The sequence below is a fragment of the Faecalicatena sp. genome (genome assembly GCF_058819085.1).
This window is the reverse complement of record NZ_JBZUUL010000018.1, coordinates 192,171-199,246: the sequence shown is the minus strand read 5'-3', so window position 1 is coordinate 199,246 and position 7,076 is coordinate 192,171. Positions and strand designations below refer to the sequence as shown.

The following is a 7,076-nucleotide window of genomic DNA, read 5'->3' as shown; positions in this document are numbered from 1 at the left end:
AGATAGGGCAGAGGTGGAAGTGCAGCAATGCATGGAGCTGACTGTTACTAATAGGTCGAGGGCATAACCAAACATGGTGGTAGGATAATGGATGTTTAAAAATCTTTGTATGTAGTTTTGAAGGTACATCATAATAGATGGGATGAGAGAAGCGATACCGGAAAAGGGTATCGTTTTTTGTTGTTTGCATAGGGGTCAGACCCTTTTGCACTCCGAATTCAGAATATTCTGTAAATGGAGAGCAAAAGGGTCTGACCCCTATGTTTTTATTCAGTAAAATGCACAAAACTGATGAATGTGTATTGTGGATTTATCTGAAAATTTATCTCGAAAGGAAAAAAAGGTTGACGAAATATAAACGGATGTTATAATGAAACCATAGTTTACTTAACACGTGTAAACTAATTTTTTATCCCGGGTGGTTAACACGTGTTAACTAGATGCGTATCAGGCAGTATAAGAAAAAAATGGAGGAAAAGATTATGAAAAAAAGAGGTTTGTGGAAACGTATTTCTGCCTGCGGGCTTGTGATTGTCATGTGTGCGTCACTGCTGGCTGGCTGCGGCGGATCTTCTGATTCCAAGAAGGAAGCGAAGAAGACGAAGGACGGAAAAACAGAACTGGTCATGTGGACCTTTATGAGCAAGGAGAATTCCTATGGAAAGGCTTTCTATGATGCAGTGGATGCTTTTTCAGAAGGTTCAGAAGAGTATACGGTAAAGATTGAGCAGATTCCGTTTTCGCAGCTGGTAAGTAAGATTACGGTTGCGGCACAGAGCAAGAGCCTGCCTGACATTATCCAGGTAGACGGATGTGATCATGCTTCTTTTTCTGCAATGGGGATTTTTGCGGATCTGACAGAAAAAGTGGATGCTGAGATGAAGGATCTGGAATTCTATTCGGGCCCACTGGAGTCCTGTAAATATGAAGATAAGTTATACGGGCTTCCGCTCAATGCAAACAACCTGGTTCTTGTTTATAATGTGGACATGTTAAAGGCTGCCGGATTTGAGAATCCTCCTGCCACCTGGGAAGAGCTGCGGGAATACGCCAAGGCCTTAACAAATGACAGTACATATGGGTTTGCGATCAATGCCATTGACGATGAAGGTTCCACATATTCCTTTATGCCATTCTTATATGAGGCTGGAGCTGACTGGAATACGCTTGACAAAGGGGCTGCCAAGGCATTGGGTCTCTATCAGGATTTAGCAGACGACGGCTCTATGAGCAAGGAAGCTTTTGGCTGGGGGCAGAATGATGCTTACGGACAGTTTGTAGCAAAACGTGCGGCAATGTATATCGATGGCAACTGGCGGCTGCCTGAGCTTGAGAAGGACGCGGACTTTAAGTATGCATTTGCTCCGATCCCGTCATATGAAGGAAACAGCGCGACCTGCATCGGCGGTGAGAACCTTGCCATTGTAAATAATGAAAATTTTGACGGTTCCTGGGAATGTGTAAAGAGCCTGTTTAACGAAGAGACAATGAATGATTACTGCAAGAAATCAGGCATGATTCCGACTGTAAAGACATTTGCCATGGCTGATGAGTATTTTACAGATGACCCCGTTATGAAAGTATTTGTTGAGAACATGGAGGTGGCAAAAACGAGAGGGCCCTCTCCGATCTGGCCTCAGATCTCACAGGTACTTCGTGATATGATCCAACAGGTAGGCACAGGTGTAAGTGCTGAGGATGCAGCTGCTGATGGAATCAAGGCTATGCAGGAGTATGTTGACAAGAAATAGAGAGAAAATTCGCAGCTGTTCGGTGTTTTGATCTGGAGCATGTGGAAAATACACGGCCCGGAAGCGGACAGTTACCAAATAATCTAAAAACAGGTGCCTCCTTTTTTGGATGCACCTGTTTTAAAAAGGCGGTGCTTTATGAAAGGAACAAGTAAAAAACACAGGAGATTATCGAATGAGACAGTGGGGTATCTGTATGTTCTGCCGGCAGTGATATTTATTGTTGCATTCGTAGTATATCCGATTGCTTATAATATTCTCATCAGTATGCAGAAATATGATATCTCGACATTTCAGAGCGGAGTAAAGGAATTCATCGGGCTGTCCAATTATCAGTCTATATTTGCTGACAGACTGTTTATAAAATCAGTCAGCAATACATTCATTTTTACGATTGTGTGTATCATCTTCCAGCTTGGGATAGGATTTCTGATGGCCCTCTTTTTTCATAAAAAATTCCCGGGGGCAAATGTAACAAGCGGTTTGACTCTGATCGCATGGGTGATGCCGATGCTGGTCATTGGTATCATCTGGAAATGGCTGTGGGCCAGCGACTCTGGAGCGATCAACTATTTCCTTTCGGCTATGCACCTGATCAAGGAGCCGATCCCCTGGCTGAGCGATCCGAAGTATGCGATGATCGCGGTAACGGCGACAAACATATGGGTCGGGATTCCTTTTAATATGCTTCTTGTGATTACCGGAATGACTACGATATCCGATGATGTGTACGAGGCTGCTACGATCGACGGGGCAACAAAAATGCAGAGCCTCAGGTTTATCACGTTGCCACTTCTAAAACCGACGATGGTCAGCGCAGTCACGATCGGATTCATCTATACATTCAAGGCCTATGACCTGATCGTCGGTATGACCCAGGGCGGACCAAATCACGCGACGGAAATGATCTCAACCTTGATCTATCAGGAAAACTTCACGACCTTTGATTTCGGAAAAGGCAGTGCAATGGCAAATATCTACTTCCTGATCATTTTTGTGGTGGCAGTCTTTTATTCAAAATTAGTAATGAAGGAGGAAGCTTAATATGAGTAAATATCAGATAAAACAAGCTAAGAAATACAGCTGTACTGTGATCGCTGTTTTATTTACATTAGTCTACCTGTTTCCTCTCTACTGGATGGTCATCACCTCTTTTAAGACAAAGGAAGAAATATTCAGTGCGGTGCCCACATTCTGGCCGGCTGATTTTTCACTGGATGCTTATATCACACAGTTTACTGTACATGACGGGATCTCGATGTTTTCTTACCTGAAAAACAGCCTGATCATTGCAGTCGGAGCAACTTTGATTTCTACAGTGCTGGCGACATTTGCGGCCTATGGACTGGCACGCTATGCGATGAAAAGAAAGCAGCTTCTGATCCTGATTCTGACCGTGACACAGATGCTGCCCATGGTCATGTTCCTGGCACCCATGCTGCAGACTTTTAATAAGCTGGGAATTACGGGAACATATGCATCGGTCATTTTATTTGACGCACTCTTTTCGATCCCGATGTCGATCATCATTCTGCGGCCATATTTTACTTCTGTGCCAAAGGAATTGGAAGAGGCTGCGATCGTGGATGGATGCAACCGGTTTAACTGTTTCTATAAAGTAATCCTGCCAAATGCGTATCCGGGCATTTTTGCATGTGCTTCTTTCGCATTCATGGCGGCATGGGGAGACTTGATGGCTTCCATGACATTTTTATCAGATGGAGACAAGCTGCCGATGACTGTTATGATGTACAAATCCATGGGACGTTATGGAGTGAACTGGAACAGTCTGATGGCTACGGCAACAATGGTCATCATCCCGATCATCGTATTGTTTTTGATTATGCGTAAATCACTTGTATCAGGCCTGACAAGTGGTTCAGTGAAAGGCTAAACTGTGAGAACTTGGGGGAAGGATTTATGAGAAAAACAGCTGAAATGATCATTGAGGAGGATATCAGGAAAGTATATCTGGGCAACCTCAATACTGTAGAATTTGATCTGGAACTGCCTTCTAAGGGGGAAAACGGTTCCAGCATCACCTGGAAATCCGACAATGAGCTTTTCTTGAGACCGGATGGAGGTGTAACAAGGCCCTGGAATGGGATCGGTGACAGGAAGGTGAATCTCCACGGCCTTTTCGAATATAACGGTGTGGTCAAAGAAAAGGTATATGAGGTCCACATCCTGGAGGAACCAAGGAAAGAAAAAATCGTTGAGGTGCTGACGCTTAAAAGGACAGTAAGCAGGGGAGAAAAAGTCTCCCTTCCAGGAGCCGTGGTACTGCGTGCGGATAACGGACATTTCTTTTCCAGGCAGGTTACCTGGGAGGGGGGAAACGAGCAGGTATTTCCAGAGTGCAAAACGTATTGTTTAAAAGGAAATGTGAGGGAGGAAGTGATTCCGGCCAGACTGGAGCTGGAAGTAAAGGAAGGCTTTACGGAGGAGAGAATGGACACGTCCTCTTTGGTCCGGGCATTGGACCAGGGGGAGACAAAATTACTTAAGGGCAGTGTGTTTTACCGGGCAATGGAGAATGCACTTATTTATCTAAAGAGTATCGATGATGACCAGATGTTGTATAATTTCCGCAGTGCCGCAGGGCTGGATACGCTGAATGCTCCAAAGATGACAGGCTGGGATTCACCCAAATGTCTGCTGAGGGGGCATACGACCGGGCACTATCTGTCTGCGCTTGCATTTTGCTGGCGTGAGACAAAGGATGAGGAAATCTATGCAAAGCTGTGTTATCTGGTGCAGGAGCTGGCAAAGTGCCAGGAGACATTTTCCGGGAGAAAAGATTTTCAGGAAGGGTATATCGGTGGATATTCAGAGGAGCAGTTTGACCTGCTGGAACAGGGAGAACGTTACCCGAATATCTGGGCTCCCTACTACACACTGCACAAATTACTGGCCGGGCTTCTGGATGCATATTCTCAGGCGGGAATAGAAGCGGCGCTGGAAACGGCACAGAAGGCTGGAATGTGGGTATACCGCCGGCTGAGCCGCCTAAGCAGGGCAGAGTGTGAAAAAATGTGGGATACTTACATTGCCGGGGAATATGGAGGGATCAATGAATCTTTTGCAAAGCTGTATGAACTGACCAATGAGGAGGTCTTTTTAAAGACAGCCAAAATGTTTGATAATGACAGGCTGTTTGTGCCGATGCAGGAAAAATATGACGTGTTAGAGGGGATGCATGCGAACCAGCATATCCCTCAGATCGTCGGCTGTATGGAGATGTTCAGGGCCACCGGGGAAAAGAGCTATTATGATACTGCAGCGTACTTCTGGGAGATCGTGACAGGCAGCCATCTTTTTGCAAACGGGGGAACCGGGGATAATGAGATGTTCTTTGAGCCGGAGAATGCAGCTGCACATCTGACAACGGAGACGGCGGAGTTCTGTGCCTCCTACAATATGCTTAAGCTGACAAAGGAGCTTTTTAAATACCAGCCTGACGTGCGGTATATGGATTATTATGAAAGGACCATGTTTAATCATATCGCAGCGGGGGGCGACCAGGAGCCGACCGGGGATATCACTTATTTTTATCCCATGGCGCCGGGGGCACAAAAGGATCCAAAGTTTGTGAATTCCTGCTGTCATGGAACAGGGATGGAGAGCCAGATGAAGTATACGGAAGCAATTTTTTTCCATACAAAGGATACTCTGTATGTAAACCTGTTTTTAAATGCGAAGACTACCTGGAAGGAAAAAGGGGTCAGTGTCACTCTTCGTACGGGTCGGGATCCCGGGGATATTCAGCTGTATATTGAAGGGGAGGGAGAATTTCTTTTGAAGGTACGCTGTCCATACTGGTGCGGCGGCCGCTACAGTGTTCGGGGAAATAGTGGAAATGCTATTGCAAAATGCGGCGCGGACGGATATATTAATATTCAGAGGAAAAGTGCGGCAGAAAAGATCTGCATACAGTTTGACTGCCGCCTTCGAATAGAAACGACAGCAGACAGTCCTGACACAGCAGTATTGGCATATGGACCGTACATTCTGGCGGCATTGTCGGATCAGGAGACATTTCTGGAGCTAAAAATAAAAGAAATGGATCCTGTAAAGGAGATGGATGCCCGGCTGGTTGACAGGGAAAGTCTGGTGTTCCAAACAGGGAAGGATGGAGCTCTTTTCTGGAAGCCGCTTGCAGAGATCGGGAAAGAAAAGCATCATGTCTACTGGAAAATGAAATAAGGTAAAGCAGGGATGATACATGGAGAATAATGGAAAACGAAGAATGACACTGAATCAGCTGGCAAAGGAGCTTCATGTGTCTCGGACAACACTGTATAACATACTACACGAAAAAGGGGCCTACTCAGAAGAAACGAAGGAGCGGGTCTGCCAGGCACTGGAGAAATATAATTTCAGGATGAATAATCATGCCCGGAACCTGGCAATGAATCAGGAATATCAGATCGCATTTGTGGGATTCTATTCGATGCGGTTTGGATATTTCTTTGATGAGATCCAGGCAGGGGTGGAGCGTGCGATCGAGACATATGAGGATGACGGGCTTCATCTGATCACAAGGTATTCGGACCGGGAGGATCCCGAAAAGCAGGTCCAGGACTTGATCGAGTTGGAGCAGATGGGAATCGAGAACTTTATTATCTTTTGTTATCATTATGAAAATGTTTCGTCCCAGATTGAGCATCTGATTGGTACTGGCAGGAATGTGATCCTTTTTTCCAGGCGGATTCCCGGTCTGCATCCGCTGTGCAGTGTCGGCTGCAATGACTACTTAAGCGGAAAGCTGATGATGGAGCTTCTTGAGAAGTTTGCAAGGGAGGGCAGCAGGGTGCAGCTTTTAGTCAGTGAACATAACCATCGGGATAAGCTGGTTGTGGGGGAGCGTTTGAAGGGCTTTTATGATGCACTTAAAATGAGCCGGAAGAAGTTTGAGCTGCTGGAGCCGGCCTGGACTTCACCTGTACCGGATGTGGAAAGAAGTGAGATTTGCAGTGTACTGAATGAAAGGAAACCAGATGTGATCCTGGATTTTGTCTGTAACCTGCAGGAGAGTGCAGAATATTTGAAAGAGCATGGGAAAGGAGAGACAATACTTCTGGGATATGATGTCTACCCGGAGGTGGTGCCTTTTATCAAAGACTCAACGATCGATGCAGTGATCTATCAGGACCTTCCCTCACAGAGCTTCCGCGCGGTGGAGCTGATGTTTGAGTATATCTGCTACGGGAAAAAAGCGGAGAAGGAGGATTACTATCTGCCGCTGAACGTGGTGTTCGCAACAAATTGTGAATATTTTGAGATATTATAACAAAGGGGTCTGACCCTTATGCAAGCCATTTA

The 7,076-nt window shown here is 45.7% G+C and carries 5 protein-coding genes; all 5 read left to right on the top strand.

Features of this window, described 5'->3' with window-relative positions:
* The first annotated feature begins 482 nt into the window (after nt 1-482).
* On the top strand, nt 483-1,751 hold the full coding sequence (locus tag AC4OGX_RS09155) for an ABC transporter substrate-binding protein (RefSeq protein ID WP_493329959.1): 1,269 nt from the start codon (nt 483-485) through the stop codon (nt 1,749-1,751).
* A 138-nt stretch (nt 1,752-1,889) separates the two neighbouring features.
* Entirely contained in the window at nt 1,890-2,795 is a 906-nt protein-coding gene (locus tag AC4OGX_RS09150; protein ID WP_493329957.1) for a carbohydrate ABC transporter permease, read from the top strand.
* Between the two features lies 1 nt (nt 2,796).
* A complete protein-coding gene (locus tag AC4OGX_RS09145) occupies nt 2,797-3,645 on the top strand; it encodes a carbohydrate ABC transporter permease (protein WP_493329956.1) in 849 nt (282 codons plus the stop codon).
* A gap of 26 nt (nt 3,646-3,671) precedes the next feature.
* On the top strand, nt 3,672-5,957 hold the full coding sequence (locus AC4OGX_RS09140) for a beta-L-arabinofuranosidase domain-containing protein (RefSeq protein ID WP_493329955.1): 2,286 nt from the start codon (nt 3,672-3,674) through the stop codon (nt 5,955-5,957).
* 19 nt (nt 5,958-5,976) lie between these two features.
* Nucleotides 5,977-7,044, top strand: coding sequence for a substrate-binding domain-containing protein (locus AC4OGX_RS09135; protein ID WP_493329954.1), 1,068 nt, complete (start codon nt 5,977-5,979; stop codon nt 7,042-7,044).
* Nucleotides 7,045-7,076: the final 32 nt, after the last annotated feature.